Source organism: Pseudomonas sp. UYEF17, assembly GCF_040546125.1.
GTDB classification, from domain to species: Bacteria; Pseudomonadota; Gammaproteobacteria; order Pseudomonadales; family Pseudomonadaceae; genus Aquipseudomonas; species Aquipseudomonas putida_Z.
Window position 1 is genome coordinate 185,541 of sequence record NZ_JBEPNE010000005.1, and the last position, 25,217, is coordinate 210,757.

At 65.0% G+C, this 25,217-nt stretch carries 23 protein-coding genes and 1 other RNA gene; 14 read left to right on the top strand and 10 right to left on the bottom strand.

Annotation, left to right across the window (positions count from 1 at the left end; translation table 11 throughout):
* Positions 1-13: 13 nt before the first annotated feature.
* From ABIB24_RS10595 to ABIB24_RS10610, 4 genes are all read right to left on the bottom strand, one after another.
* The gene (locus ABIB24_RS10595) at positions 14-622 is read right to left on the bottom strand and encodes a 5-formyltetrahydrofolate cyclo-ligase (protein WP_003259369.1); all 609 of its coding nucleotides are present in this window, start codon (positions 620-622) and stop codon (positions 14-16) included.
* Positions 623-701: 79 nt separating this feature from the next.
* Positions 702-881: non-coding RNA, 6S RNA (gene ssrS / locus ABIB24_RS10600), on the bottom strand.
* A gap of 17 nt (positions 882-898) precedes the next feature.
* Positions 899-1,219: a cell division protein ZapA gene (locus ABIB24_RS10605; RefSeq protein WP_003259368.1), complete on the bottom strand. Its 321-nt coding sequence runs from the start codon at positions 1,217-1,219 to the stop codon at positions 899-901.
* Positions 1,216-1,398, bottom strand: a complete 183-nt coding sequence (locus tag ABIB24_RS10610; protein WP_029886233.1) for a TIGR02449 family protein — start codon at positions 1,396-1,398, stop codon at positions 1,216-1,218. The genes ABIB24_RS10605 and ABIB24_RS10610 overlap by 4 nt, the downstream gene beginning before the upstream one ends.
* 181 nt (positions 1,399-1,579) lie before the next feature.
* Between ABIB24_RS10610 and ABIB24_RS10615 the strand changes: the two genes are divergently transcribed.
* From ABIB24_RS10615 to gcvP, 10 genes are all read left to right on the top strand, one after another.
* Complete coding sequence (locus ABIB24_RS10615; protein ID WP_003259367.1) at positions 1,580-2,134, top strand: YecA/YgfB family protein; 555 nt, start codon at positions 1,580-1,582, stop codon at positions 2,132-2,134.
* A gap of 21 nt (positions 2,135-2,155) precedes the next feature.
* Entirely contained in the window at positions 2,156-3,490 is a 1,335-nt protein-coding gene (gene pepP, locus ABIB24_RS10620; RefSeq protein WP_025341052.1) for a Xaa-Pro aminopeptidase, read from the top strand.
* Positions 3,487-4,686, top strand: coding sequence for a 2-octaprenyl-6-methoxyphenyl hydroxylase (ubiH, locus tag ABIB24_RS10625; protein WP_046613628.1), 1,200 nt, complete (start codon positions 3,487-3,489; stop codon positions 4,684-4,686). Before pepP ends, ubiH begins: the two co-directional genes overlap by 4 nt.
* The gene (locus ABIB24_RS10630; protein WP_274119815.1) at positions 4,683-5,168 is read left to right on the top strand and encodes a DUF4442 domain-containing protein; all 486 of its coding nucleotides are present in this window, start codon (positions 4,683-4,685) and stop codon (positions 5,166-5,168) included. The genes ubiH and ABIB24_RS10630 overlap by 4 nt, the downstream gene beginning before the upstream one ends.
* Positions 5,169-5,177: 9 nt before the next feature.
* Positions 5,178-6,395 carry a 2-octaprenyl-3-methyl-6-methoxy-1,4-benzoquinol hydroxylase gene (locus tag ABIB24_RS10635; RefSeq protein ID WP_354316418.1) on the top strand — a complete coding sequence of 406 codons (1,218 nt, stop codon included), beginning with the start codon at positions 5,178-5,180 and terminating at the stop codon, positions 6,393-6,395.
* Between the two features lie 219 nt (positions 6,396-6,614).
* Entirely contained in the window at positions 6,615-7,616 is a 1,002-nt protein-coding gene (locus ABIB24_RS10640; protein WP_274078265.1) for an extracellular solute-binding protein, read from the top strand.
* A 160-nt stretch (positions 7,617-7,776) separates the two neighbouring features.
* The gene (locus ABIB24_RS10645; protein ID WP_075046708.1) at positions 7,777-9,399 is read left to right on the top strand and encodes an ABC transporter permease; all 1,623 of its coding nucleotides are present in this window, start codon (positions 7,777-7,779) and stop codon (positions 9,397-9,399) included.
* A 125-nt stretch (positions 9,400-9,524) separates the two neighbouring features.
* A complete protein-coding gene (gene gcvT / locus ABIB24_RS10650) occupies positions 9,525-10,607 on the top strand; it encodes a glycine cleavage system aminomethyltransferase GcvT (protein WP_025341046.1) in 1,083 nt (360 codons plus the stop codon).
* A gap of 51 nt (positions 10,608-10,658) precedes the next feature.
* On the top strand, positions 10,659-11,042 hold the full coding sequence (gene gcvH / locus ABIB24_RS10655) for a glycine cleavage system protein GcvH (RefSeq protein WP_354316419.1): 384 nt from the start codon (positions 10,659-10,661) through the stop codon (positions 11,040-11,042).
* Between the two features lie 194 nt (positions 11,043-11,236).
* The gene (gene gcvP, locus ABIB24_RS10660; RefSeq protein ID WP_354316420.1) at positions 11,237-14,110 is read left to right on the top strand and encodes an aminomethyl-transferring glycine dehydrogenase; all 2,874 of its coding nucleotides are present in this window, start codon (positions 11,237-11,239) and stop codon (positions 14,108-14,110) included.
* Positions 14,111-14,229: 119 nt separating this feature from the next.
* On the opposite strand, the gene ABIB24_RS10665 is transcribed toward gcvP, so the two are convergent.
* The 3 genes from ABIB24_RS10665 to ABIB24_RS10675 form a co-directional block, all read right to left on the bottom strand.
* Entirely contained in the window at positions 14,230-14,544 is a 315-nt protein-coding gene (locus ABIB24_RS10665) for a DUF2388 domain-containing protein (protein ID WP_003259356.1), read from the bottom strand.
* Between the two features lie 89 nt (positions 14,545-14,633).
* Complete coding sequence (locus tag ABIB24_RS10670; protein ID WP_274078261.1) at positions 14,634-16,319, bottom strand: GspE/PulE family protein; 1,686 nt, start codon at positions 16,317-16,319, stop codon at positions 14,634-14,636.
* A gap of 206 nt (positions 16,320-16,525) precedes the next feature.
* Complete coding sequence (locus tag ABIB24_RS10675; protein WP_003259353.1) at positions 16,526-16,831, bottom strand: ACT-like domain-containing protein; 306 nt, start codon at positions 16,829-16,831, stop codon at positions 16,526-16,528.
* A 126-nt stretch (positions 16,832-16,957) separates the two neighbouring features.
* Between ABIB24_RS10675 and ABIB24_RS10680 the strand changes: the two genes are divergently transcribed.
* Complete coding sequence (locus ABIB24_RS10680; RefSeq protein ID WP_015272225.1) at positions 16,958-17,428, top strand: Lrp/AsnC family transcriptional regulator; 471 nt, start codon at positions 16,958-16,960, stop codon at positions 17,426-17,428.
* Between the two features lie 171 nt (positions 17,429-17,599).
* On the opposite strand, the gene ABIB24_RS10685 is transcribed toward ABIB24_RS10680, so the two are convergent.
* Positions 17,600-18,967: a CYTH domain-containing protein gene (locus ABIB24_RS10685; protein WP_003259352.1), complete on the bottom strand. Its 1,368-nt coding sequence runs from the start codon at positions 18,965-18,967 to the stop codon at positions 17,600-17,602.
* A gap of 220 nt (positions 18,968-19,187) precedes the next feature.
* Here ABIB24_RS10685 and argE point away from each other — a divergent pair, with 220 nt between their 5' ends.
* Positions 19,188-20,330 (top strand): acetylornithine deacetylase, encoded by a 1,143-nt coding sequence (gene argE / locus ABIB24_RS10690; RefSeq protein ID WP_354316421.1) that lies wholly within the window; start codon positions 19,188-19,190, stop codon positions 20,328-20,330.
* A gap of 124 nt (positions 20,331-20,454) precedes the next feature.
* Complete coding sequence (gene argA / locus ABIB24_RS10695) at positions 20,455-21,753, top strand: amino-acid N-acetyltransferase (protein ID WP_013974710.1); 1,299 nt, start codon at positions 20,455-20,457, stop codon at positions 21,751-21,753.
* A 151-nt stretch (positions 21,754-21,904) separates the two neighbouring features.
* On the opposite strand, the gene ABIB24_RS10700 is transcribed toward argA, so the two are convergent.
* Complete coding sequence (locus ABIB24_RS10700) at positions 21,905-23,281, bottom strand: glutamine synthetase family protein (protein WP_015272222.1); 1,377 nt, start codon at positions 23,279-23,281, stop codon at positions 21,905-21,907.
* 272 nt (positions 23,282-23,553) lie between these two features.
* Positions 23,554-23,814, bottom strand: a complete 261-nt coding sequence (locus ABIB24_RS10705) for a hypothetical protein (RefSeq protein ID WP_354316422.1) — start codon at positions 23,812-23,814, stop codon at positions 23,554-23,556.
* 41 nt (positions 23,815-23,855) lie between these two features.
* Between ABIB24_RS10705 and ABIB24_RS10710 the strand changes: the two genes are divergently transcribed.
* The gene (locus ABIB24_RS10710; protein WP_013974708.1) at positions 23,856-25,214 is read left to right on the top strand and encodes a glutamine synthetase family protein; all 1,359 of its coding nucleotides are present in this window, start codon (positions 23,856-23,858) and stop codon (positions 25,212-25,214) included.
* Positions 25,215-25,217: the final 3 nt, after the last annotated feature.

The following is a 25,217-nucleotide window of genomic DNA, read 5'->3' on the forward strand; positions in this document are numbered from 1 at the left end:
CCGCCGGCGCCGCTCAACGCGGCGCCAGGTACCAGCCACGGTCCGAGACCGTCCCCTGCAGCGGTACATCCCAACTGGCCTGAGCCAGCCGCTCGACCTTCTGGCATTCATGTGCCAGCCCCAACAGCAAAGGCTTTTTCCAGGTCTGGCGACGTGCCTGGTAGGCCAGGCTGCGATCATAGAAGCCACCGCCCATTCCCAGGCGACCGCCCACTTCGTCGAAACCGACCAACGGTAGCAGGATCAGGTCCAGCGACCAGATCGGGCGCTGGCGCTTGCGCTCGGTGACCGGCTCGGGAATGCGAAAGCGGTTGGGCTTGAGCTTCTCGCCCTGCTCGAAGCGCTGGAACACCATGCGCGTGCGCGGCCAGGCGTGCAGCACCGGCAGGTAGGTGCGCTTGCCGCGGCGCTGGGCTTCGCGCAGCAGCAGGTAAGGGTCGATCTCGCCGTCGTTGGGCAGGTACAGGGCAATATGCCGGGCGCGTCGGAACAGCGGGTGCTGCGCCAGCTGGCGGTACAGGCCAAGGGCGGCCTGGCGTTGCTGGGCAGGGGTAAGAGCGCGGCGGGCATTGCGGAGCAGGCGACGGAGCTGGGGGCGGGTGAGCTGCGCGGTGTCGGTCATGGCACGGGCGATCCCAGGTGCTGGCCGACGTGGTCGGCCAAAACGAATTGCCCGCCGGAAGGGGCGGGCAAGAGAATTCAGGCTCCCCGATAAGACCGCTATCGGTGTAGCCCTTGAACCCGAAAGTTCAAGGTGGAGATTGCAGGGGGCGTTAAGGCTTTCCGTCGGGCGGACATGCACACCGGCCCCAGCGTGCAACCCCCGTGGTTGTGCGTATCGGCTCAGGGACATAACCGACTGGCGCATCCCCCAGGGAGTGGCGCCAGTATACCAATCTCAGCCGATTTTGGTATCCGCGTCGTCGGACAGTGCCTGGTCGACCCGTTCCAGCAGGTCGCGCACCTGTTCGCGGGTGGTGCCGCCTGCCGGGGCATCGTTGCGGTCTTCCTGGCGGTGCAGCATTTCGTGGGTGATGTTCAACGCTGCCATGACCGCGATGCGGTCGGCGCCGATCACCTTGCCGCTGCTGCGGATCTCGCGCATCTTGCCGTCCAGGTAGCGCGCGGCGCTGACCAGGTTGTTGCGCTCTTCCGGCGGGCAGATGATCGAATATTCCTTGTCGAGGATCTGCACGGTGACGCTATTGCTTGAACTCATGAGTCTTGCTCCAGAGCCTTGAGGCGTAAAATCATCGACTCGACCTTGCGCTTGGCGATCTCGTTCTTTTCGATGAGGTGGGCGCGCTCTTCGCGCCAGGATTTTTCCTGAGCTACTAGGAGTGCATTTTGCCGTTTTAGTTGCTCGACACGTTCGATCAGCAACTCGAATCGGCTCATCAGTGCCTGCAGGTCGTTCTCTTGCGTGGGTTGCACTCGATTCGCTCCGTCGTTGAGTCACCTGGCGATGATGCCTCTCCCTGGGCGGCGACGGCCAGTGCCGATGGTCTTGGCGCGCCTGCCGGTGCTAGGATACAAGGTCTCCATTCTAGTCATTGCGCCGTCTGGCGCCTAGCTGCCCATGCCCAATACCCAATCGCCCTACATCGCCTTCGCCATGCTGCTGTCCAGCAATGGTCATCCTGTCACCCCGGCCGAACTGCACGGCCTGCTGATCGGCCGCAGCTGCGCCGGTGCCGGCTTCGACGCCGACGGCTGGCTGGCCGATGCCGCCCAGCTGCTGGAAACCGAGCCCGGTGACACCGTGCGCAACGCCCTGGTCGGCCTGCAGGAAATGGTCAAGGGCGAGCTGACCAGCGACGACATGGCCATCGTCCTGCTGCTGCCTTCCGACGACGCCGCCCTGAGCGACCGCGCCACCGCGCTGGGCCAGTGGTGCCAAGGCTTCATCACCGGTTTCGGCCTGAATGCCGGTGGCAAGGACCTGTCCGACGAGGCCAAGGAAGTGCTGCAGGACCTGGTGGCCATTTCCCAGGTCCAGGAAGCCCTCGAGGAATCCGAGGACGGCGAGAGCGACTACATGGAAGTCATGGAATACCTGCGCGTGGCGCCGTTGCTGCTGTTCTCCGAGCTGGCCAAGCCGGCCGCCCCCGCACCCAAGCCATCGCTGCACTGATCAACCGGGGGTAGTCTGCCCATGAGCCACATTCCCAAGGCCGAGTATGCCCGTCGGCGCAAGGCGCTGATGGCGCAGATGGTCCCCAACAGCATCGCCATCCTGCCCGCCGCCGCGGTTGCCATCCGCAACCGCGACGTCGAGCACGTTTACCGCCAGGACAGCGACTTCCAGTACCTCAGCGGTTTCCCCGAGCCGGAAGCGGTGATTGCGCTGATCCCGGGGCGCGAGCATGGCGAATACGTGCTGTTCTGCCGTGAACGCAACCCCGAGCGCGAGCTGTGGGATGGTCTGCGGGCCGGCCAGGAAGGTGCGGTGCGCGATTTTGGCGCAGACGATGCCTTCCCCATCACCGACATCGACGAGATCCTGCCGGGCCTGATCGAAGGCCGTGAGCGGGTGTACAGCGCCATGGGCAGCAACCCCGAGTTCGACCGCCGGCTGATGGACTGGATCAACGTGATCCGCTCCAAGGCCCGCCTGGGCGCCCAGCCGCCGAACGAGTTCGTTGCGCTGGATCATCTGCTGCATGACATGCGCCTGTATAAATCGGCAGCGGAAGTGAAGGTGATGCGCGCTGCCGCAGACATCTCGGCGCGGGCCCACGTGCGGGCCATGCAGGCCTGCCGGGCCGGGTTGCACGAATACAGCCTGGAAGCCGAGCTGGACTACGAGTTCCGCAAGGGCGGGGCGAAGATGCCGGCCTACGGCTCTATCGTCGCGGCCGGGCGCAATGGCTGCATCCTGCACTATCAGCAGAACGACGCCCCGCTCAAGGATGGCGACCTGGTGCTGATCGACGCCGGCTGCGAGATCGACTGCTACGCCAGCGACATCACCCGTACCTTCCCGGTCAGCGGGCGCTTTTCGCCCGAGCAGAAGGCCATCTACGAGCTGGTGCTCAAGGCGCAGGCCGCGGCGTTTGCCGAAATCGCCCCCGGCAAGCACTGGAACCACGCCCATGAGGCGACCGTGCGGGTCATCACCGAGGGCCTGGTGGAGCTGGGCCTGCTGACGGGCGAGGTGCAGGCGCTGATCGACAGCGAGGCCTATCGTGCCTTCTACATGCACCGTGCCGGGCACTGGCTGGGCATGGATGTGCACGATGTGGGCGAGTACAAGGTGGGCGGCGAGTGGCGGGTGCTTGAACCCGGCATGGCGCTGACCGTCGAACCGGGCATCTACATAGGCGCCGACAATCAGGCCGTGGCCAAGAAATGGCGCGGCATTGGTGTAAGGATCGAGGACGACGTGGTAGTGACCAGGCAAGGCTGTGAAATCCTGACTTCGGGCGTGCCGCGCACGGTCGCCGAGATCGAGGCGCTGATGCAGGCCGCCCGCAAGGACGCGGCATGAATCGGGTAAACCTGGCGATCATCGGTGGCGGCCTGGTGGGCGCGAGCCTGGCCCTGGCCCTGCAGGCGGGGGCCAAGGCGCGAGGCTGGAAGATCCTGCTGATCGAGCCGTTCGCCCCCGGTGACAGCTTCCAGCCCAGCTACGACGCGCGTTCGTCGGCACTGTCGTTCGGTACCCAGCAGATCTACCAGCAGCTGGGCCTGTGGCAGGCCATCGGCCATCGCGCCGAGCCGATCCGGCAAATTCACGTATCCGACCGCGGCCGCTTCGGCGCCACCCGCCTGGATGCCCTGGAAGAGGGCGTGCCGGCGCTTGGCTACGTGGTGGAAAACGCCTGGCTGGGCCAGTGCCTGTGGCAAGGGCTGGACAGCGAGGTGGTGAGCTGGCGCTGCCCGGCGGAGGTGACCGCGATGCAGGCCATCGAAGGTGGCTACCGCCTGCTGCTGAACGACGACACCCAGCTGGAGTGCGACCTGGCGGTACTGGCCGACGGTGGCCGCTCCGGCCTGCGCGAACAGCTGGGCATCCATGTGCGCCACACGCCCTACCAACAGAGCGCGTTGATCGCCAATATCACCCCGGGCGAGGCCCACGGTGGCCAGGCCTTCGAGCGTTTCACCGAAGAAGGCCCCATGGCCCTGCTGCCGCTGCCGGATAACCGCTGCGCGCTGGTCTGGACCCGCCAGGGCATGGACGCGCGACGCCTGGCCGACATCGACGAGCGCAGTTTCCTGCGCGAGCTGCAGGGCGTGTTCGGCTATCGCCTGGGCGCCTTGCGCCAGGTCGGCGCGCGGCACCTCTACCCACTGTCGCTGATCGAGGCCCAGGAACAGGTGCGGCCGCATCTGGTGGTGCTGGGCAACGCCGCGCACAGCCTGCACCCCATTGCCGGCCAGGGCTTCAACCTGTCGCTGCGTGACGTGCAGGCGCTGGCCGAGGCGCTGCTGGCCGGGCCGCAGCAGCCTGGTGACCTGACCACGTTGCAGGCCTACCACCAGCGCCAGCGCCTGGACCAGGCCATGACCATCGGTTTTTCCGACCAGGTCACCCGTCTGTTCGGCAGCAGCCAGCCATTGCTGGCCGCAGGCCGCAACCTTGGCCTGCTCGGGCTCGACCTGCTGCCACCGGCCAAAAGCTGGTTCGCCCGCCAGGCCATGGGCCTGGGCACCCGCCCCGATCCGCGAGGTCAGGCATGAGTGACGCCGCGCGCAGGCTGGCGCGCCGGGCGTGCCTGTTGCGCTGGCGGCTTAACCTGTTCCCGCCGCACCTCGGGGCTGGTATCCGCGTGCAGCACATCAGCCCGGACCTGCGCAGCGTCAAGGTGGCGATGAAACTGACCCGCTGGAACCGCAACTACGTCGGCACCCAATGCGGCGGCAGCCTGTACGGCATGGTCGACCCGTTCTACATGCTGCTGTTGATCGAGCAGCTGGGGCGTGACTACATCGTCTGGGACAAGGCCGCCAGCATCGATTTCATTTCGCCGGGCAAAGGCCCGGTGTATGCCGAACTCCACGTCGATGACGCATTGCTGGACGAAATCCGCCAGCAGACCGCCACCGGCAAGAAATGCCTGCCGCGTTTGCAGGTCGATATCCGCGACGGCGCCGGCGAGCTGGTGGCGCGGGTCGATAAAACCCTATATGTGCGGCTCAAGCCGCAAGCGAGGCTGGCGTAAGGCATGGAAATGCGCGCAGATCTGTTGATTGTCGGTGCCGGTATGGTCGGCAGCGCCCTGGCCCTGGCGTTGCGCCACAGTGGCTTGCAAATCCTCTTGCTCGACGGCGGCCCGCTGACGGTCAAGCCGTTCGATGCCCAGGCCCCGTTCGCGCCGCGTGTCAGCGCGCTGTCGGCAGCCAGCCAGCGCATCCTAGAGCGCCTTGGCGCCTGGGATGGCATTGCCCGGCGGCGTGCCACGCCATACTCGGACATGCATGTGTGGGATGGCAGCGGCACCGGGCAGATTCACTTCTCGGCGGCCAGCGTGCATGCCCAGGTGCTCGGCCACATCGTCGAGAACCGGGTGGTGCAGGATGGCCTGCTGGAGCGCCTGCATGACAGCGACATCGGCCTGCTGCCCAACGCGCGGCTCGAACAGCTGCGCCGCTCCGGCGACGAGTGGCTGCTGACCCTCGCCGATGGCCGCCAGCTGCGTGCGCCGCTGGTGATCGCGGCCGACGGTGCCAACTCGGCAGTGCGGCGCCTGGCCGGCTGCGAAACCCGCGAGTGGGATTACCTGCACCATGCCATCGTCACCAGCGTGCGTTGCAGCGCCGGGCACCAAGCCACGGCCTGGCAGCGCTTCACCGATGAAGGGCCATTGGCGTTCCTGCCGTTGACCCGCGATGGCCAGCAGGACTGGTGCTCGATCGTGTGGTCGACCACCCCGGAGCATGCCGAGCAATTGATGGCGCTGGATGAAGCGGCCTTCCTGAAGGCCCTGGAGCGGGCTTTCGAGGGGCGCCTGGGTGATGTGCTGCAGGCCGACCCGCGGGTGTGCGTGCCGCTGCGCCAGCGCCACGCCAAGCGCTATGTGGATGAAGGCCTGGCATTGATCGGCGATGCCGCGCACACCATTCACCCGCTGGCCGGGCAGGGCGTGAACCTAGGCTTCCTCGATGCTGCGGTGCTGGCCGAGGTGCTGGTCAACGCCTGCGAGCGTGGCGAGCGACTGGCGGATGTGAAGGTGCTGAGCCGTTACGAGCGGCGGCGAATGCCGCACAACCTGGCGCTGATGGCGGCGATGGAAGGGTTCGAGCGGTTGTTCCAGGCCAACCCGTTGCCGTTGCGCTGGTTGCGTAACAGCGGGTTGAAGCTGGTGGAACAGATGCCGGAGGCCAAGGCGCTGTTCGTGCGGCAGGCGCTGGGTTTGAGCGGTGACCTGCCCGATCTCGCCAAAGCCTGAAGATCTTGCACGATCAGTTGTAGGAGCAGCCTTGTGCTGCGAAGAGGCCCGTGAAGCCAGCCAATCATTTAGATTGGGCTGCCGGCCCTTTCGCAGCACAAGGCTGCTCCTACAAAGGCGGCGCAAGTTCTGCAACATCCGGTAACGCCTATGTAGATGAGTCGGAAAATGGGATTCACTACCATTTGCGCCTCTCATACGATCCGAGGAGTGCTTTCCATGTTGCCACGCAAGCCCCTACTGGCCGCCCTGGCCCTGACCCTGTTCGGCGGCACCGCCCACGCAGCGGACGAAGTGGTGGTGTACTCCTCGCGCATCGACGAGCTGATCAAGCCGGTGTTCGATGCCTATACCGCCAAGACCGGGGTCAAGATCAAGTTCATCACCGACAAGGAAGCCCCGCTGATGCAGCGCATCAAGGCCGAGGGCGAAAACGGCGTGGCCGACCTGCTGCTGACCGTCGATGCCGGCAACCTGTGGCAGGCCGAGCAGATGGGCATCCTGCAGCCGATCAAGTCCGACATCATCGACCAGAACATCCCGCCGCAGTACCGCGCCTCGTCTCACGACTGGACCGGCCTGAGCCTGCGCGCCCGCACCATCATCTACTCCACCGAGCGGGTCAAGCCACAGGAGCTGAGCACCTACGAAGCCCTGGCCGACAAGCAGTGGGAAGGCCGCCTGTGCCTGCGCACGGCGAAGAAGGTGTACAACCAGTCGCTGACCGCCACCCTGATCGAGACCCACGGCGAGGCGAAGACCGAGCAGATCGTCAAAGGCTGGGTCAACAACCTGTCCACCGACGTGTTCTCCGACGACAACGCAGTGATCCAGGCCATCGAGGCCGGCCAGTGCGACGTGGGCGTGGTCAACACCTATTACTACGGCCGCCTGCACAACCAGAACCCGAAACTGCCGGTGAAGATCTTCTGGCCCAACCAGGGTGACCGTGGCGTGCACGTGAACCTGTCGGGCATCGGCCTGACCAAGCATGCGCCACACCCGGAGGCGGCGAAGAAGCTGGTGGAATGGATGACAGGTGAAGAGGCGCAGAAGCTGTTCGCCGACATCAACCAGGAGTTCCCGGCCAACCCGAAGGTCAAGCCATCGGAAGAAGTGGCAGCGTGGGGCAGCTTCAAGGCTGACAGCATTCCGGTGGAAATCGCCGGCAAGCGCCAGGCTGAAGCGATTCGCTTGATGGATCGGGCTGGCTGGAACTAAGCGCCAGGCTTTATCCTTCCGGGGCCTTTCAGGGCCTCTTCGCGGGCATGCCCGCTCCCACAGGGACCGCACAACCCTCAAAGGCAGTGCAGATCCTGTGGGAGCGGGTTCACCCGCGAACGACCGCGCAGCGGTCGCCATCGCAATCGAGAATCAAGCCTTGCCCCACACCCCCCAACGCCGCTGGTACCTCCCGGTCACCCTGGTCGCCGCCCTGGTGCTCCTGCCCCTGAGCGTCCTGCTGTTGTCCTGGCAGTCGATCGACCTGCAGATCTGGTCGCACCTGCTCGACACCCAGATGACTCGCCTGCTGGGCAATACCCTGACGCTGGTGGTGGGTGTGGGCATCGGCGTCACCGTGCTGGGCGTCAGCCTGGCCTGGCTGACCAGCCTCTGCGAGTTCCCTGGCCGGCGCTGGCTGGACTGGGCGCTGATGCTACCGTTCGCCATCCCGGCCTATGTGCTGGCGTTCGTCTTCGTCGGCCTGCTGGACTTCGCCGGCCCGGTGCAGAGCGCCCTGCGCGAGGTATTCGGGCCGATGCGCCTGCCGCGGGTGCGCTCCACCGGCGGGGTGATCGTCGTCCTGGTGCTGGTGTTCTACCCCTATGTCTACCTGCTGGCGCGCAGCGCATTCCTGGCCCAGGGCAAGGGCCTGATGGAAGCGGCGCGGGTGCTGGGGTTGTCCCCGCTGCAAGCGTTCTGGCGTGTGGCCCTGCCCATGGCACGGCCCGCGATCGGCGCCGGTATTGCCCTGGCCCTGATGGAAACCCTGGCCGACTTCGGCGCGGTGGCGGTGTTCAACTTCGACACCTTCACCACGGCCATCTACAAGACCTGGTACGGCTTCTTCAGCCTGTCCAGCGCGGCCCAGCTGGCCAGCCTGTTGCTGCTGGCGGTGATGCTGGTGCTGTATGGCGAGCGCCGTGCCAGGGGGGCCAGCCGCAGCGGCAACGAGCGGCCGCGCGGGCAGGCGCTGTATCACCTGCGCGGGTTCAAGGCGTTGCTGGCCAGTGGCTGGTGCCTGCTGGTGTTCGCCTGCGCCTTCGTCATCCCGCTGCTGCAACTGCTGGCGTGGTTCTGGCAGCGCGGCCGGCATGACCTGGACGAGCGCTATGTCGGCCTGGTGCTGCACACCCTGTACCTGGGCGGCATGGCGGCGCTGGTCACGGTGTGTGTGGCGTTGCTGCTGGCCTTTGCCCGGCGCCAGGCGCCGACGGGCGGTATCCGCGCCGGGGTAGGCCTGGCCAACCTGGGCTATGCCTTGCCCGGCTCGGTGCTGGCGGTGTCGATCATGCTGGCCTTCAGTTACCTCGACAACCACCTGGTCATCCCGCTGTCCAGCTGGCTGGGCGGTGCCGGCAAGCCGCTGCTGCTGGGTAGCCTGGCGGCGTTGCTGCTGGCCTACCTGGTGCGCTTCATCGCGGTGGCCTACGGGCCGCTGGAGAGCAGCCTGGAGCGTATCCGCCCGTCACTGCCCGAGGCATCCCGCAGCCTGGGCGTCGGTGGCGCGGGTTTGTTTTTCAAGGTGTATCTGCCGCTGCTGGTGCCTGGCGCGCTCAGCGCCGCTCTGCTGGTGTTCGTCGACGTGCTCAAGGAAATGCCGGCCACCTTGCTGATGCGCCCGTTCGGCTGGGACACCTTGGCGGTAAGGGTGTTCGAGATGACCAGCGAGGGCGAGTGGGCGCGTGCATCGTTGCCGGCACTGACCCTGGTGCTGGTGGGCCTGCTGCCGGTCATCGGCCTGATCCGCCGTTCGGCACGTCGACCCGGTCACAGTCACTGAGGGTGCCAGCCCGCGCCCTTGCGGCTACAATGCGCGGCATTCGCGCGGCGGGTCCTACACAAGAAGAGCTGACGACCCGACGTCATCGACCGCCGCCGCTTCGCCACGCCCGGAAGGAGAAACCCATGGGACAGCGCACGCTTTTGTATGACCTGCACCTGGCGCTTGGCGCCAAGACGGTCGATTTCGGTGGCTGGGACATGCCCCTGCACTATGGCTCGCAGGTCGAGGAGCACCATCAGGTGCGCAGCGATTGCGGGGTGTTCGATGTTTCCCACATGACCGTGATCGATGTCGATGGTAGCGACGCCACTGCCTGGTTGCAGCGTCTGCTGGCCAACGACGTGGCCCGCCTCGACGACACCGGCAAGGCGCTTTACAGCCCGCTGCTGCAGGCGCAGGGCGGGGTGATCGATGACCTGATCGTCTACCGCACGGAAGATGGCTATCGTCTGGTAACCAACGCCGCCACCCGCGCCAAGGTGCTCGACTGGCTGCAGCTGCAGCGTGACGGTTTTGCCGTGGACTTCAAGGTCCGCCCCGACCTTGCCATCCTTGCCATCCAGGGCCCGCACGCCCGAGATAAGGTTGCAGCGCTGCTCAGCCCCGCGCGTGCCGCGCTGATCCGCGAGTTGCGCCCGTTCGAAGGCGTTGCCGAAGGCGATTGGTTCATTGCCCGCACCGGTTATACCGGTGAAGACGGCCTGGAGATCATCCTCCCCGGCGAGCAGGCCGTGGCTTTCTTCAACGACCTGGTCGGTGCCGGTATTGCCCCCAGCGGCCTTGGTGCCCGCGATACCCTGCGCCTGGAAGCCGGCATGAACCTGTACGGCCAGGACATCGACGAAACCCACACCCCGCTTACCTCCAACCTGGGCTGGAGCATCGCCTGGGAGCCGGCCGAGCGCGACTTCATCGGCCGCGCCGGGCTGCTGGCGGAAATCGAGCACGGCGTGCAGGAAAAACTGGTCGGCCTGGTGCTGGAAGAGCGCGGCGTGCTGCGTGCCCACCAGGTGGTGCGTGTAGCCGGTATTGGCGAAGGGGAGATCACCAGTGGTAGTTTCTCGCCTACGCTGAGCAAGTCCATTGCCCTTGCACGCGTGCCCATGGCCACCGGCGACCGGGCCGAGGTGGAAATCCGCGGCAAGTGGTACCCGGTGCGGGTGGTCAAACCGACCTTCGTGCGCCACGGCAAGATCCTGATCTGAACAATTTTTAACCGGCGGGCGTACCGCTGAGCCAATCGAGGAATTCAAGACATGAGCAATATCCCCGCCGACCTGCGTTTTGCCGAAAGCCACGAGTGGGCTCGCCTGGAAGCCGACGGCACCGTGACCGTGGGTATCAGCGACCACGCCCAGCAAGCCCTGGGTGACGTGGTGTTCGTCGAGCTGGCTGAAGTCGGCAAGGTGTTTGGCGCTGGCGACGCTGCCGGTGTGGTCGAGTCGGTCAAGGCCGCTTCGGACATCTATGCCCCGGTCGGTGGCGAAGTGATCGCGGTCAACGAAGAACTGGCTGACAGCCCTGAGCTGCTCAACGAAGAACCTTACGAGTCGTGGATCTTCAAGCTGAAGCCAAGCAACCCGGCCGAGCTGGACAAGCTGCTGGATGCTGCTGGTTACGCAGCCGCTATCGGCGAGTAAGACCGCGTTGCCTTCTTCGCGGCTAAAGCCGCTCCCACAGGTACTGCATAGCGTCTGATACCTGTGCGGTCCCTGTGGGAGCGGCTTTAGCCGCGAAGAGGCCGGGCCTGCAAGCAACTTTCCCCGCAGAATCGGCAATCCCTTCCTAGACTTGTAAGTCTCCATGAGAGCTGTTCCAGGAAGAGAGCGTCGTCATGTCCCAGTCGCCATCCCTGCATCAACTGCAAGAGCTCAACCCATTCCTGCGTCGCCACCTGGGCCCGGATGCCACGGAGCAGCAGGCCATGCTCAATGCGCTGGGTGTCGCCAGCCGCAGTGAGCTGATCGAGCAGACCGTACCGCCAGACATCCGCCTCAATCGCCCCCTCGACCTGCCGCCGGCACTGGACGAACAGGCCGCCCTGGCCAAGCTCGCCGGTTACGCCGGGCAGAACCAGGTCTGGACCAGCCTGATCGGCATGGGCTACCACGGCACCATCACCCCCACGGTCATCCTGCGCAACGTGCTGGAAAACCCGGGCTGGTACACCGCCTACACGCCTTATCAGCCCGAGATTGCCCAAGGCCGGCTGGAGGCGCTGCTGAACTTCCAGCAGATGGTCATCGACCTCACCGGGCTGGCCCTGGCCAATGCCTCGCTGCTCGACGAAGCCACCGCCGCCGCCGAGGCCATGGCCCTGGCCAAGCGGGTGGCGCGCAACAAGAGCAATGCCTTCTTCGCCGACGAGCACTGTCACCCGCAGACCCTGTCGGTACTCAAGACCCGTGCCGAGGGCTTCGGCTTCGAGCTGATCGTCGACTCTGTGGATAACCTTGGCAAACACGCGGTTTTCGGGGCCTTGCTGCAGTACCCGGATACCCACGGCGAGGTGCGCGACCTACGCCCGCAAATCGACCATTTGCACAGCCAGCATGCCCTGGCCTGCGTAGCCGCCGACCTGCTCAGCCTGGTGGTGCTGGCACCGCCCGGGGAGCTGGGAGCCGATGTGGTGCTGGGCTCGACCCAGCGCTTTGGCGTACCGATGGGCTATGGCGGCCCCCACGCGGCCTATTTCGCCTGTCGCGATGACTACAAGCGAGCCATGCCGGGGCGCATCATCGGCGTGTCGCGCGATGCCCGTGGCAACACCGCGTTGCGCATGGCCCTGCAGACCCGCGAGCAGCATATCCGCCGCGAGAAGGCCAACTCCAACATCTGCACGGCCCAGGTGCTGCTGGCCAACATTGCCGGCTTCTACGCGGTGTACCACGGCCCGGAAGGCCTGCAACGCATTGCCCAGCGCGTGCACCGGCTGACCTTCATCCTGGCCGCCGGCCTCGAGGCCAAGGGCATCAAACGCCTCAATCAGCACTTCTTCGACACCCTTACCCTGGACGTCGGCGGTGCCCAGGTGGCCATCATCGAAAGCGCCGAGGCCGCGCAGATCAACTTGCGCATCCTTGGCCGCGGGCACCTGGGCGTGAGCCTGGACGAGACCTGCTCGGAGCAGACGGTGCTGCGCCTGTTCGACATCTTCCTGGGGGTGGACCACGGCCTGGATATAGCCGCACTCGACCAGCTGGCCCTGCCCGAAGGCATCCCCGCCAGCCTGGTGCGGCGCACGCCGTTCCTCGCCCACCCGGTGTTCAACCTGCACCACAGCGAAACCGAGATGCTGCGCTACCTCAAGCAGCTCGAGAACAAGGACCTGGCGCTGAACCAGTCGATGATCCCGCTGGGTTCGTGCACCATGAAGCTCAACGCCACCAGCGAGATGATCCCCATCACCTGGCCTGGCTTTGCCCAGCTGCATCCGTTTGCCCCGGCGTCCCAGGCCATCGGCTACAAGGCGATGATCGACGAACTGGAAAGCTGGCTGTGCGCCATTACCGGCTTCGATGCCATCTGCATGCAGCCCAACTCCGGTGCCCAGGGCGAGTACGCCGGCCTGATGGCCATTACCCGCTACCACCGCAGCCGCCACCAGCCGCAACGCACGCTGTGCCTGATTCCGTCGTCGGCCCACGGCACCAACCCGGCGTCGGCGCAAATGGCCGGCATGGAGGTGGTGATCGTCGATTGCGACGACGATGGCAACGTCGACCTGGTCGACCTCAAGGCCAAGGCCCACTCGGCCGGGGATCGGTTGTCGTGCCTGATGATCACTTACCCGTCGACCCACGGCGTGTATGAAGAGGGGATTCGCGAAATCTGCGAAGTGGTCCACCAGCACGGTGGCCAGGTGTACATGGATGGCGCCAACCTCAATGCCCAGGTGGGCCTGGCGCGGCCGGCGGATATCGGCGCCGACGTTTCACACATGAACCTGCACAAGACTTTCTGCATTCCCCACGGTGGTGGCGGGCCGGGCATGGGCCCGATCGGCATTCGCGCGCACCTCAAGCCGTTCGTCGCCAGCCACCCGGTGGTGCCGGTACCCGGCCTGGACCCGAACAACAGCGCGGTCAGTGCCGCGCCCTGGGGCAGTGCGAGCATTCTGCCGATCAGCTGGATGTACATAGCCATGATGGGGCCGCAGCTGGCCGATGCCAGCGAGGTGGCGATCCTCTCGGCCAATTACCTGGCCAGCCAGCTGGGTGGCGCCTTCCCGGTGCTCTACCGCGGGCGCAACCAGCGGGTGGCGCATGAGTGCATCCTCGACCTGCGGCCGCTGAAGGCGCTGACCGGCATCAGCGAAGAGGACGTGGCCAAGCGCCTGATGGACTATGGCTTCCACGCGCCGACCATGTCGTTCCCGGTGCCGGGCACGCTGATGGTCGAGCCGACCGAGAGTGAGTCGAAGGCCGAGTTGGACCGCTTCGTCGAGGCGATGCTGGCGATTCGGGCGGAAATTGGCGAAGTGCAGGAGGGCAACTGGCCGGCGGAGAACAACCCGCTCAAGCATGCGCCGCATACCCTGGCCGATGTGCTGGCGGTGTGGGACAGGCCCTACAGCCTGGAACAGGCGGTGGCGCCCAGTGCTCACGTGCGCCAGCACAAGTACTGGCCAGCGGTGAACCGGGTCGACAACGTGTATGGGGACAGGAATTTGTTCTGTGCTTGTGTGCCGGTGGAGGCTTACCGCTAATTGTGGTTTGCCTGTGCCGGCCTCTTCGCGGGTAAACCCGCTCCCACAGGGCTTGTACAAGTTTTGAATACTGTGCAGTACCTGTGGGAGCGGGTTCACCCGCGAAGCAGGCGACGCGGTTACTCAGCTACCGCATTCTTGGCCAGGATGGCATTGGCCAGTTCCATGTCGGAAGCCTGCATCCCCGGGTTCTCTGCGCGGGCCTGGCGAATCGCCGCTTCAAGGAACGGCCCGCGGATCGCGCCTTCGCTGGCCACGAAGCTGCCGGCGTCATCCTGCGCCGCCATCACCAGCTTGTGATCCCCGGAGGTCAGGTAGCTCGATGCCGTGGTAGCACCGGTAGTCATCACGTTACGCCAGAAGGTATCGGCCATGGCCGAGCCGATAGGCAGCGAAAGCAAGGCAGCGGCAGCGATGGCGGTTTTGAAACGCATGTTGAAACACCTCGAAGGGTGAGGGTTGAAGATGCGCGATTTGATCCTGCCACAGGGGTGCAAGTTCCTTGAATACAAAGGATTTTTGCTCAGGAACAGGCCCGTAGCACTTCCTCTTGGCGGGTCTGCCCGCAGGCTACCTTGGCTTCGCCGCAGCGGCGCAGATCGAGCAAGCCATCGGCCACGGCCTGGCGCCGCAAACTGGCCAGATCGCTGCCCGGCCCTATCAGGGCGCGCAGGCTGTCGCTGGGCACCAGCAGCTCGAACAACCCTGTGCGGCCATGGAACCCCGTGCCACGACAGGTACGGCACGGCTGGCCTTCGGCCAGCGCTGCACCACCCCGGCAATCCGCGCACAGTGTGCGCACCAACCGCTGGGCCATTACCCCCACCAGCGTTGCCTTGATCAGGTAGTCGGCCACACCCAGCTCCTGCAGGCGGGTGATCGCGCTACAGGCGTCGTTGGTATGCAGGGTCGACAGCACCAGGTGCCCGGTCAGGGCCGCCTGCACCGCCACCAGGGCGGTCTCGCGGTCACGGATTTCGCCGATCATGATGATGTCCGGGTCCTGGCGCAGCATGGCCCGCACACCGTTGGCGAAACCCAGGTCCAGGGCGGGCTGCACCTGCAACTGGTTGAAGGTGGGATCCAGGCGCTCGATCGGGTCCTCGATGGTGCACAGGTTGACCTGCGGCGTGGCCAGCAGCTTGAGGCTGGCGTACAGCGTGCTGGTCTTGCCGGACCCAGTGGGGCCAGTGACCAGGATGATGCCCTGGCGCTGGCGCAGCAGGCCTTGCCACTGGTCCAGCTGTGGCCCATCCAGGCCCAGCCGGTCGAAGCCTTCTTGCAGCTGTTGCGGGTCGAACAGGCGCAGCACCAGTTTTTCGCCGAACGGGGTCGGCAAGGTCGACAGCCGCAGTTCCACCTCGCCGCCGCCAGGCAGGCGGCTTTGCAGCCGGCCATCCTGCGGCCGGCGCTTTTCCGCGACGTCCATGCGCCCCAGGTGTTTCAGGCGGCTGACCAGCGCCAGGGTCACCCCGGCGGGGAAGGCATAGACGTTGTGCAGCAGGCCGTCGATGCGGTATCGCAGCTGGCCCTGCTCGCGGCGTGGTTCCAGGTGGATATCGCTGGCGCGTTGCTCGATGGCGTACTGCAGCAGCCAGTCGACGATATGCACGATGTGCGCGTCGTCCGCACTGGCCTCGGCCTGGCGCTTGCCCAGCTCCAGCAGCTGTTCGAGTTCGCCCAGGCTGGCTGACTGCTGGTGTTGCGCGCCCTTTACCGATTGGGCCAGGCGGTGGAACGACTGCCCTGCCTGGCGGACCTGCTGCGGGTTGGCCAGCACGCGACGGATCGGCCGGCCCAGGCTGCGGGTGAGGTCGGCCAGCCAGTCGTCCTGGTAGGGCTGGGCGCTGGCGACGGTGACGCTGGAGGCGTCGGCGGCGACGATAAGGATGCCGTGGCGCTGGGCGAAGGCCGGGGATATCAGGCCGGTGACCTGGGGCAGGTCCAGTTGCAGCGGGTCGATGCGCAGGTAGGGCTGGCCGAGCTTGCTGGCCAGCCATTGGCAGAGGCGGTCCAGGTCCAGGGGCTGGCCAGGGTGTCGACGGTCTTCCAAGGCGCAGGCGGCGATCTGTTCCAGCGGGTGGGCGGTGGGGTGAGTGGCGGCGTGCTCGAGTACCTGCAGGGTGTCGTTGGCGTGCAGGTGCTGGTCGGCGAGCAGGGCCTGGAGTACGCGCTTGAGGTCGAGTGCCGGGTTGTCGGGTGTGTGCATGGTTGGCGTCCGTGCCTGATAGGGGAGTGCTGATCAAGGCTAGCCGGGCGAGGGAGAATTACCGAGGGTGAAAGGTTGCGGAATCTTGCAGTGCCTGTACTGGCCTCTTCGCGGGCTCGCCCGCTCCCACGGGTACACCACAGGGCTGAGGCCGGTGGTAATCCTGTGGGAGCGGGCGAGCCCGCGAAGGGGCCAAAGTGGATGGCTCAGACCACCGCCAGCTCCACCCGCTGCAGGTTGCTCAGGCTCACCTCACCCACACACACCAGGTTACGCAGTTTCTGCGCAATCACCTCGGCCCGGTGCCAGCTCAGGCCGCCGATGCCGACCTCGATATCCAGCCAGTCATCCTGCTGGCTGACCTGCACGCTGTGCGGGGTCAGGAACTGCAGGGCAAACAGGTTGAGCACCCGGCACAGGCTGTCAGGCTCGGCCTCGGCCTGCAGGCGATAGTGCACGGTGCTGTGGGCGCTGCTGGCGGCCCAGGCGTCGGTACGGGGCTGTGCGTTCATGCTGGTCTCCGCAAATGTGGGAGAAATTCTTGCACGTTGGCGGCGGTATTTTTTCGCTATGATTTGATCATTTCGCTGTATTGGCGAATTGTTCTATTCATGAAGTGCTGTTCAGGAGAATTATTGATGCACAGCGAGCTGGACGCCTACGACCGCCGTATCCTCGAACTGCTGCAGGAGGACGCTTCGCTGTCCAGTGCGCAGATCGCCGAACGCGTGGGGCTGTCGCAATCGCCGTGCTGGCGGCGTATACAGCGGTTGAAGGAGGAGGGGGTGATTCGCGGGCAGGTGACCTTGCTGGACCGCAAGAAGGTCGGCCTGAACACGCAGATATTCGCCGAGGTGAAACTGAACGCCCACGGGCGCTCCAACTTCACCGAATTCACCGACGCAATCCGCGGGTTTCCGGAGGTGCTGGAGTGTTATGTGCTGATGGGGTCGGTGGACTTTCTGTTGCGCATAGTCACCCCGGATATCGAGGCTTATGAACGGTTCTTCTTCGAAAAGCTGTCGAACGTGCCGGGGATACAGGAAGTGAACTCGATCGTGGCGCTGTCGGAGATCAAGTCCACCACCAGCCTGCCACTGTCGCGGTAAGACCGTTTCAGACCCGCTGACGCGGTCCCTGTAGGAGCGGCCTTGTGTCGCGAAAGGGGCGCGAAGCGCCCCCAGGCTTTGTGCACCAAGCAGATATTGCCGGGGCCGCTGTGCGGCCCTTTCGCGACACAAGGCCGCTCCTACAAAGGCTGCGTCAGCCTTCAGAAGGGCTCACGCCTTGAGCAGGTGCTTCCAGCCGCGGCTCTGATCCACCGCCCGAGCCTGTTCGATACGCGCTTCCAGCACTTCATCGCTGATCGGCTGTTCAGCCAGCTCATGCAGCTTCTTCAGGTCGCCATACAGGCGGTCCATCTGCGGCGCTTCCAGCACCTGACGGGCATGGTGCAGCCAGGCCAGCAGCTGTTCGATACGCGGCAGTTGCTCGGCCAGGTCTTCCGGACGCTGGGTGTACAGCGGCAGCTTCAACGCTCGGCCTTCTTCGCCCAGCAGGTGCGCCAGCCAGCTTGCCAGCTGCGCCTTGCCCTGGCGCTCGCCACGGCCTTTGCGCTCCACGGTCCAGGCACGGGCCAGCAGCCAGCGCGAGGTTTCCAGCGAGAACTGGCCCCAGCGCACGTCCTCCAGCTCTTCGGCGAACTGCTCGGGGGCGGCGCGGCGGATATCTTCGTCTTCGTTGCCGGCCTGCACCAGCGGGCGCCAGTCTTCGAGCAGGGCGTCGAGGCTGCTGCGCAGGTCTCGGGTGGTGGCGCGGGGGGCGGCCTGGCCCAGGCTGGCGGTAATGGCACGCAGCTCGCTCAGGCACTCGACCCAGTCTTGCAGCAGGCGCCAGTGGCCGTTGTGGCGGTATTGCTCGGCCAGGCGCTGGCTGCTGCCCAGCAGTTGCCAGGCCAGTGCGGCGTAGGCGTCGTCCACGGCCATTTCGGCTTCCAGCTCGGTGTGCGGCAGGCCCAGCTCGTAGCTGTCCGGCTCCAGCAGGCGATAGCCACGCTCGGCCTTGCTGATGTCGCATGGCATCAGCGGCAGGCTGGCGGCCAGCTCGGCGGCCAGTTCCAGCAGTGCCTGCGGCTCGCCTTCACGCAGTTCCAGTTCCAGCTCGCAGATTTCTTCCTTGCGCTTGCCGGCGATCACGAAACCCTGGTCCAGCGCGGCCTCGATCACCACCTTGCTCTTGCCACGGCCCCAGGCGATTTCGGCGTATTCACGGCTGAAGTCGGTGGTGAACAGCGGTTTGATGGTCTTTTTGTCCAGGTTGGCCAGTTGCGCGGGCCAGCAGCTGTCGTCGAGCTTCTTCAGGTCGAGCTTGACCTTGTCCAGCTGCCATTCGTGCTCGTTGCGCTCGGACAGGCCGGCCACGCTGGTGCCGCGGCACTTGAGGGTCTGGATGATGGCCTCGCCATCGCGGCGCAGGCGCAGGGCGACACGGGCGGCGGAGAGCTCGCGCTCGGGGGTGTCGAAGTACTGGTTGAGCAGTTCGCGGGTCTGCCAGCCGGACTTGTTGCGCTTTTTCAGCAGAGGGTGCTCGCGCAGGGCGGCAAGGGTCTCGCGGCTGGCGCGGAGCTTGAGTTCGGTTTCTTTGTGCATCACAGGCTCGAAGGAGGGGGCGTGGTTACCCAGCAGTCTACAGGAGTCGGCTCTCGTCTGTTGGATCGTGGTGGCCTTCTTCGCGGGCTTGCCCGCTCCCACAGGTACAGCATCGCTTTCAAGGGCGGTGCAGTCCCTGTGGGAGCGGGCAAGCCCGCGAAGAAGCCCACACGGTTGGACGGCATTGCTATGATGGGCAACGCTTCCGAGGAGTACGCGCATGCCGTTGCCGACGCTGAAAGACCAGTTCGCCGCCCTGATCGCCGCGCCCTCGGTCAGTTGCACCCAGCCTGCGCTGGACCAGTCCAACCGCCAGGTCATCGACCTGCTGGCCGGCTGGCTGGGTGACCTGGGTTTCAAGTGCGACATCCAGCAGGTCAGCCCCGGCAAGTTCAACCTGCTGGCCAGCCGTGGCACCGGCCCGGGTGGCCTGGTGCTGGCGGGGCACAGCGACACCGTACCCTATGACGAACAGCTGTGGGCCAGCGACCCGCTGAGGCTGACCGAAACCGATGGCCGCTGGGTCGGCCTGGGCAGCTGCGACATGAAGGGCTTCTTCGCCCTGGTCATCGAGGCGGTCATCCCGCTGCTGGAGCACGATTTCAAGCAGCCGCTGCTGATCCTCGCCACCTGTGACGAAGAAAGCTCCATGTCCGGCGCCCGCGCCCTGGCCGAGGCCGGCCAGCCGCTCGGCCGTGCGGCCGTGATCGGCGAGCCCACCGGGCTGCGGCCGATCCGCATGCACAAGGGCATCCTCATGGACCGCATCGACATCCTCGGGCGCAGCGGCCATTCGTCGGACCCAAGCCTTGGCCGCAGCGCCATGGAGGCCATGCACGCGGTGATGGGCGAGTTGATGGGCCTGCGCCAGCAATGGCAGCAAACCTACCGCAACCCGCAGTTCACCGTACCGACCCCTACCATGAACTTTGGCTGCATCCACGGCGGTGACAACCCCAACCGTATCTGCGGCCAGTGCGCCCTGGAATTCGACCTGCGCCCGCTGCCAGGCATGGACGTGGAGCAACTGCGCGCAGCCATCCGCGCCAAGCTGGTGCCGGTGGCAGAGCGTTTTGAGGTGCGCATCGACTATGCGCCGCTGTTCCCGGAGGTGCCGCCATTCGAGCAGGCTGCCGACGCCGAGCTGGTGCAAGTGGCGGAGCGCCTGACCGGCCATCGCGCCGAAGCGGTGGCGTTCGGCACCGAAGCGCCTTATCTTCAGCAACTGGGTTGCCAGACCATCGTGCTGGGCCCCGGCGACATCGCCTGTGCCCACCAGCCCGGCGAATACCTTGAAATGTCACGAATCGAGCCTACCGTGCGTCTATTGCGTGACCTGATCCGGCACTATTGCCTGGACTAAACGTCAACCGAACTGTTTCGTTCCTGCCTAGAGGAGACCGCGCGTGACCGCAAGCCTGTTCCGACGATGATCCTGAACGCCCCCTGTATCGCCGTTCTCCGTCCACTTATCCACAGGCCCTGTCATGCCCGACTACGTCAACTGGCTGCGTCATGCCTCCCCGTATATCAATGCCCATCGCGACTGCACCTTCGTGGTCATGCTCCCTGGCGATGGGGTGGAACACCCTAATTTCGGCAACATCGTCCACGACCTGGTGCTGCTGCACAGCCTGGGCGTGCGCCTGGTGCTGGTGCATGGCTCGCGCCCGCAGATCGAAAGCCGCCTGGCTGATCGCGGCCTGACCCCGCACTACCACCGTGGCCTGCGCATCACCGATGCCGCCACCCTGGATTGCGTGATCGATGCCGTCGGCGCCTTGCGCCTGGCCATCGAGGCACGCCTGTCGATGGACATCGCCGCTTCGCCGATGCAGGGCTCGCGCCTGCGCGTGGCGTCCGGCAACCTGGTCACGGCGCGGCCGATCGGCGTGCTCGAAGGCGTGGACTACCACCACACCGGCGAAGTGCGCCGGGTCGACCGCAAGGGCATCAGCCGCCTGCTCGATGAGCGCTCCATCGTGCTGTTGTCGCCGCTGGGCTACTCGCCCACGGGTGAAATCTTCAACCTGGCCTGCGAAGACGTGGCCACCCGCGCCGCCATCGAACTGGGTGCCGACAAGCTGCTGCTGTTTGGTGCCGAGCCGGGCCTGCTGGATGCCGATGGCAAGCTGGTGCGTGAGTTGCGCCCGCAGCAGGTTGCCCCGCATCTGCAGCGCCTGGGCAGCGATTACCAGGGCGAATTGCTGGATGCCGCGGCCGAAGCCTGCAAAGGCGGCGTGGCGCGCAGCCATATCGTCAGCTATGCCGAGGACGGCGCCTTGCTGACCGAGCTGTTCACCCGTGGCGGTGGCGGTACGCTGGTGTCGCAGGAGCAGTTCGAAGTGGTGCGCGAGGCGACCATCGAGGACGTGGGCGGTTTGCTGGAACTGATCAGCCCGCTGGAAGAGCAGGGCATCCTGGTGCGCCGTTCGCGTGAGGTGCTGGAGCGGGAGATCGAGCAATTCAGCGTGGTCGAGCGCGAGGGCATGATCATCGCCTGTGCGGCGTTGTACCCGATTGCCGACTCCGATGCCGGCGAACTGGCGTGCCTGGCGGTGAACCCGGAGTACCGCCATGGCGGGCGTGGCGACGAGCTGCTGGAGCGCATCGAAAGCCGGGCGCGGCAGTTGGGGCTGAACACCCTGTTCGTGCTGACGACGCGTACTGCGCACTGGTTCCGCGAACGCGGGTTTGCGCCGAGCGGGGTCGAGCGCCTGCCGGCGGCGCGGGCTTCGCTGTACAACTACCAGCGCAATTCGAAAATATTCGAGAAGCCTCTGTAAGCCTGTACCGGCCTCTTCGCGGGCTCGCCCGCTCCCACAGGTACACCGCAGGCTTCAGACCTTGTGAGTACCCTGTGGGAGCGGGCAAGCCCGCGAAGCAGGCGACACCGATCTCGAACAAAAACGCCGCCCTTGTGGGCGGCGTTCTTGTTTACACGGTATGCAGGTACCAGTTGTACTCGAGGTCGGAGATCGAGTGCTCGAACTCCTCCAGCTCGCTCTCCTTGCACGCGACGAAGATGTCGATGTACTTCGGATCGATGTACTTGTTGAGGATCTCGCTGTCGTCCAGCTCGCGCAGGGCATCGCGCAGGTTGTTCGGCAGGCTCTGCTCCAGCTGCTCGTACGAGTTGCCTTCGATCGGCTCACCCGGCTCGACCTTGTTGGTCAGGCCATGGTGCACGCCGGCCAGTACGGCGGCCATCATCAGGTACGGGTTGGCGTCGGCACCGGCCACGCGGTGCTCGATGCGCACGGCGTCCGGCGAACCGGTCGGCACGCGCAGGGCCACGGTGCGGTTGTCCAGGCCCCAGCTTGGCGCGTTCGGCACATAGAACTGCGCGCCGAAGCGGCGGTACGAGTTGACGTTCGGGCAAAGGAACGCCATGGACGCGGGCAGGGTCTCGAGCACACCGCCGACAGCGTGACGTAGCGCGGCGTTCTGCTCGGGATCCTCGCTGGTGAAGATGTTGTTGCCATCCTTGTCCAGCACGGAAATATGTACATGCAGGCCGTTGCCTGCCTGGCCCGGGTAGGGCTTGGCCATGAAGGTGGTGTCCATTTCATGGTCGTAGGCGATGTTCTTGATCAACCGCTTGAGCAGTACCGCGTAGTCGCAGGCCTTGAGCGGGTCGGCCACGTGGTGCAGGTTGACTTCGAACTGCGCCGGGGCGCTTTCCTTGACGATGGCGTCGGCCGGGATGCCTTGCTCCTTCGCGCCTTCCAGGATGTCCTGCAGGCAGTCGGCATATTCGTCGAGGTCGTCGATCAGGTACACCTGGGTCGACTGCGGGCGCTTGCCCGAAATTGGCGAGCGTGGCGGCTGCGGGCGGCCGTTCACGTTCTCCTGGTCGATCAGGTAGAACTCCAGCTCGAACGCGGCACAGATGGTCAGGCCCATCTCGGTGAACTTGTCGACCACCTGGCGCAGCACTTCACGCGGGTCGGCAAAAAACGGCTCACCTTCGAGCTCGTGCATGGTCATCAGCAGCTGGGCAGTCGGGCGCTTCTGCCAGGGTTCGTTGGAGAGGGTGCCGGGGATCGGGTAGCAGATGCGGTCAGCATCGCCGATGTCCAGGCCCAGCCCGGTGCTTTCAACGGTGGAGCCGTTGATGTCCAGGGCGAAGAGGGAGGCAGGCAGGTTGATGCCTTTCTCGTAAACCTTGTGGAGGCTGGTGCGCTCTATGCGCTTGCCACGCACCACACCATTCATATCTGCAATCAGAAGGTCAACGTAGAGAACCTCAGGATGTTCCTTAAGGAACGCGTTCGCTTCGTTAAGCTGAACGGCACGCGGGGGTACCGACATGATGCAACACCTTTGTTGTTAAAAATATCAATCAAGGGGGGCTTGCAAGACCAGTCAATCGAAAAGACAAACTGATGTCAAGCCAACCCCATGATGCCCTGAAATGGCACATCGACGGCAGATTTGCTGCATCTCGGGGCAAACCATTATCCGCTATTTCCCGCGCAAAGGGCTATCTTCGACCAACCGTGTTTTATTTTTTACGGAGGTGTTGTGTAAAAAAATGAACAAGGCTAAGCTCGGTCTCAACCCAGAACACAATAATACGAGGGTCACATGGTCCGCTTGCCGAGACCTGAAAGCACTGCCTGCGCAGTGCCATCGGGTACATCCGTCATTTTTGCAAGCTTCGTCAATGGCGTGGCCGCCCTGGCCGCAATAATTGACGTTTGGCGCTCCCGGACATGCCCTCGTAGCGGCTTGCCGCCCTTCGTTTCGTCTTCCTGCCCTTCGAACTCATTACGGATGCACCTGTTTTCAGTGTATCCACTGTGGCTCTGCGCGGGGGTTTTTGCTTTAGCAATGTACTCCATCCAGAATCAGTGCGCGGACCACCTTACCTCCTGAGGTATTTATGAGTAACAACCTCGACCAGCTCACCGATTGGTTGAAAGAGCACAAGATCACCGAAGTCGAATGCATGATCAGTGACCTGACCGGCATCACGCGCGGCAAGATTTCGCCTACCAACAAATTCATCGCCGAAAAAGGCATGCGCCTGCCCGAGAGCGTGCTGCTGCAGACCGTGACCGGCGACTACGTCGACGACGACATCTATTACGAACTGCTGGACCCGGCGGACATCGACATGATCTGCCGCCCCGACGAGAACGCCGTGTTCCTGGTGCCATGGGCCATCGAGCCGACCGCCCAGGTGATCCACGACACCTACGACAAGAAGGGCAACCCGGTCGAACTGTCGCCGCGCAACGTGCTGAAGAAAGTCCTCAAGCTTTACGCCGACAAGGGCTGGCAGCCGATCGTCGCGCCGGAGATGGAGTTCTACCTGACCAAGCGCAGCGAAGACCCGGACTTCCCGCTGCAGCCCCCGGTAGGCCGTTCGGGCCGCCCGGAAACCGGCCGCCAGTCGTTCTCGATCGAAGCCGCCAACGAATTCGACCCGCTGTTCGAAGACGTCTACGACTGGTGCGAACTGCAGCAGCTGGACCTCGACACGCTGATCCATGAAGACGGCACGGCGCAGATGGAGATCAACTTCCGTCATGGCAACGCCCTGCACCTGGCCGACCAGATCCTGGTGTTCAAGCGCACCATGCGCGAGGCCGCGCTCAAGCACAATGTGGCCGCCACCTTCATGGCCAAGCCCATGACCGGCGAGCCAGGCAGTGCCATGCACCTGCACCAGAGCGTCGTCGACGTGGCCACCGGCAAGAACATCTTCAGCAACGACGACGGCAGCATGAGCGAACTGTTCCTGCACCACATCGGTGGCCTGCAGAAGTTCATCCCCGAGGCATTGCCGCTGTTCGCCCCCAACGTCAACTCGTTCCGCCGCTTCCTGCCCGACACCTCGGCGCCGGTGAACGTGGAATGGGGCGAGGAAAACCGTACCGTCGGCCTGCGCGTGCCGGACGCCGGCCCGCAAAGCCGCCGGGTCGAGAACCGCCTGCCAGGCGCCGACGCCAACCCTTACCTGGCCATCGCCGCCAGCCTGCTGTGTGGCTACATCGGCATGGTCGAAGGCATCGACGCCAGCGCGCCGGTGCAGGGGCGTGGCTACGAACGCCGCAACCTGCGCCTGCCACTGACCATCGAAGATGCCCTGGAACGCATGGAAAACAGCCGTGCACTGGTGCAGTACCTGGGCAAGAAGTTCATCACCGGCTACGTCGCTACCAAGCGCGCCGAGCACGAGAACTTCAAGCGAGTCATCAGTTCCTGGGAGCGTGAGTTCCTGCTGTTTGCTGTCTGATCA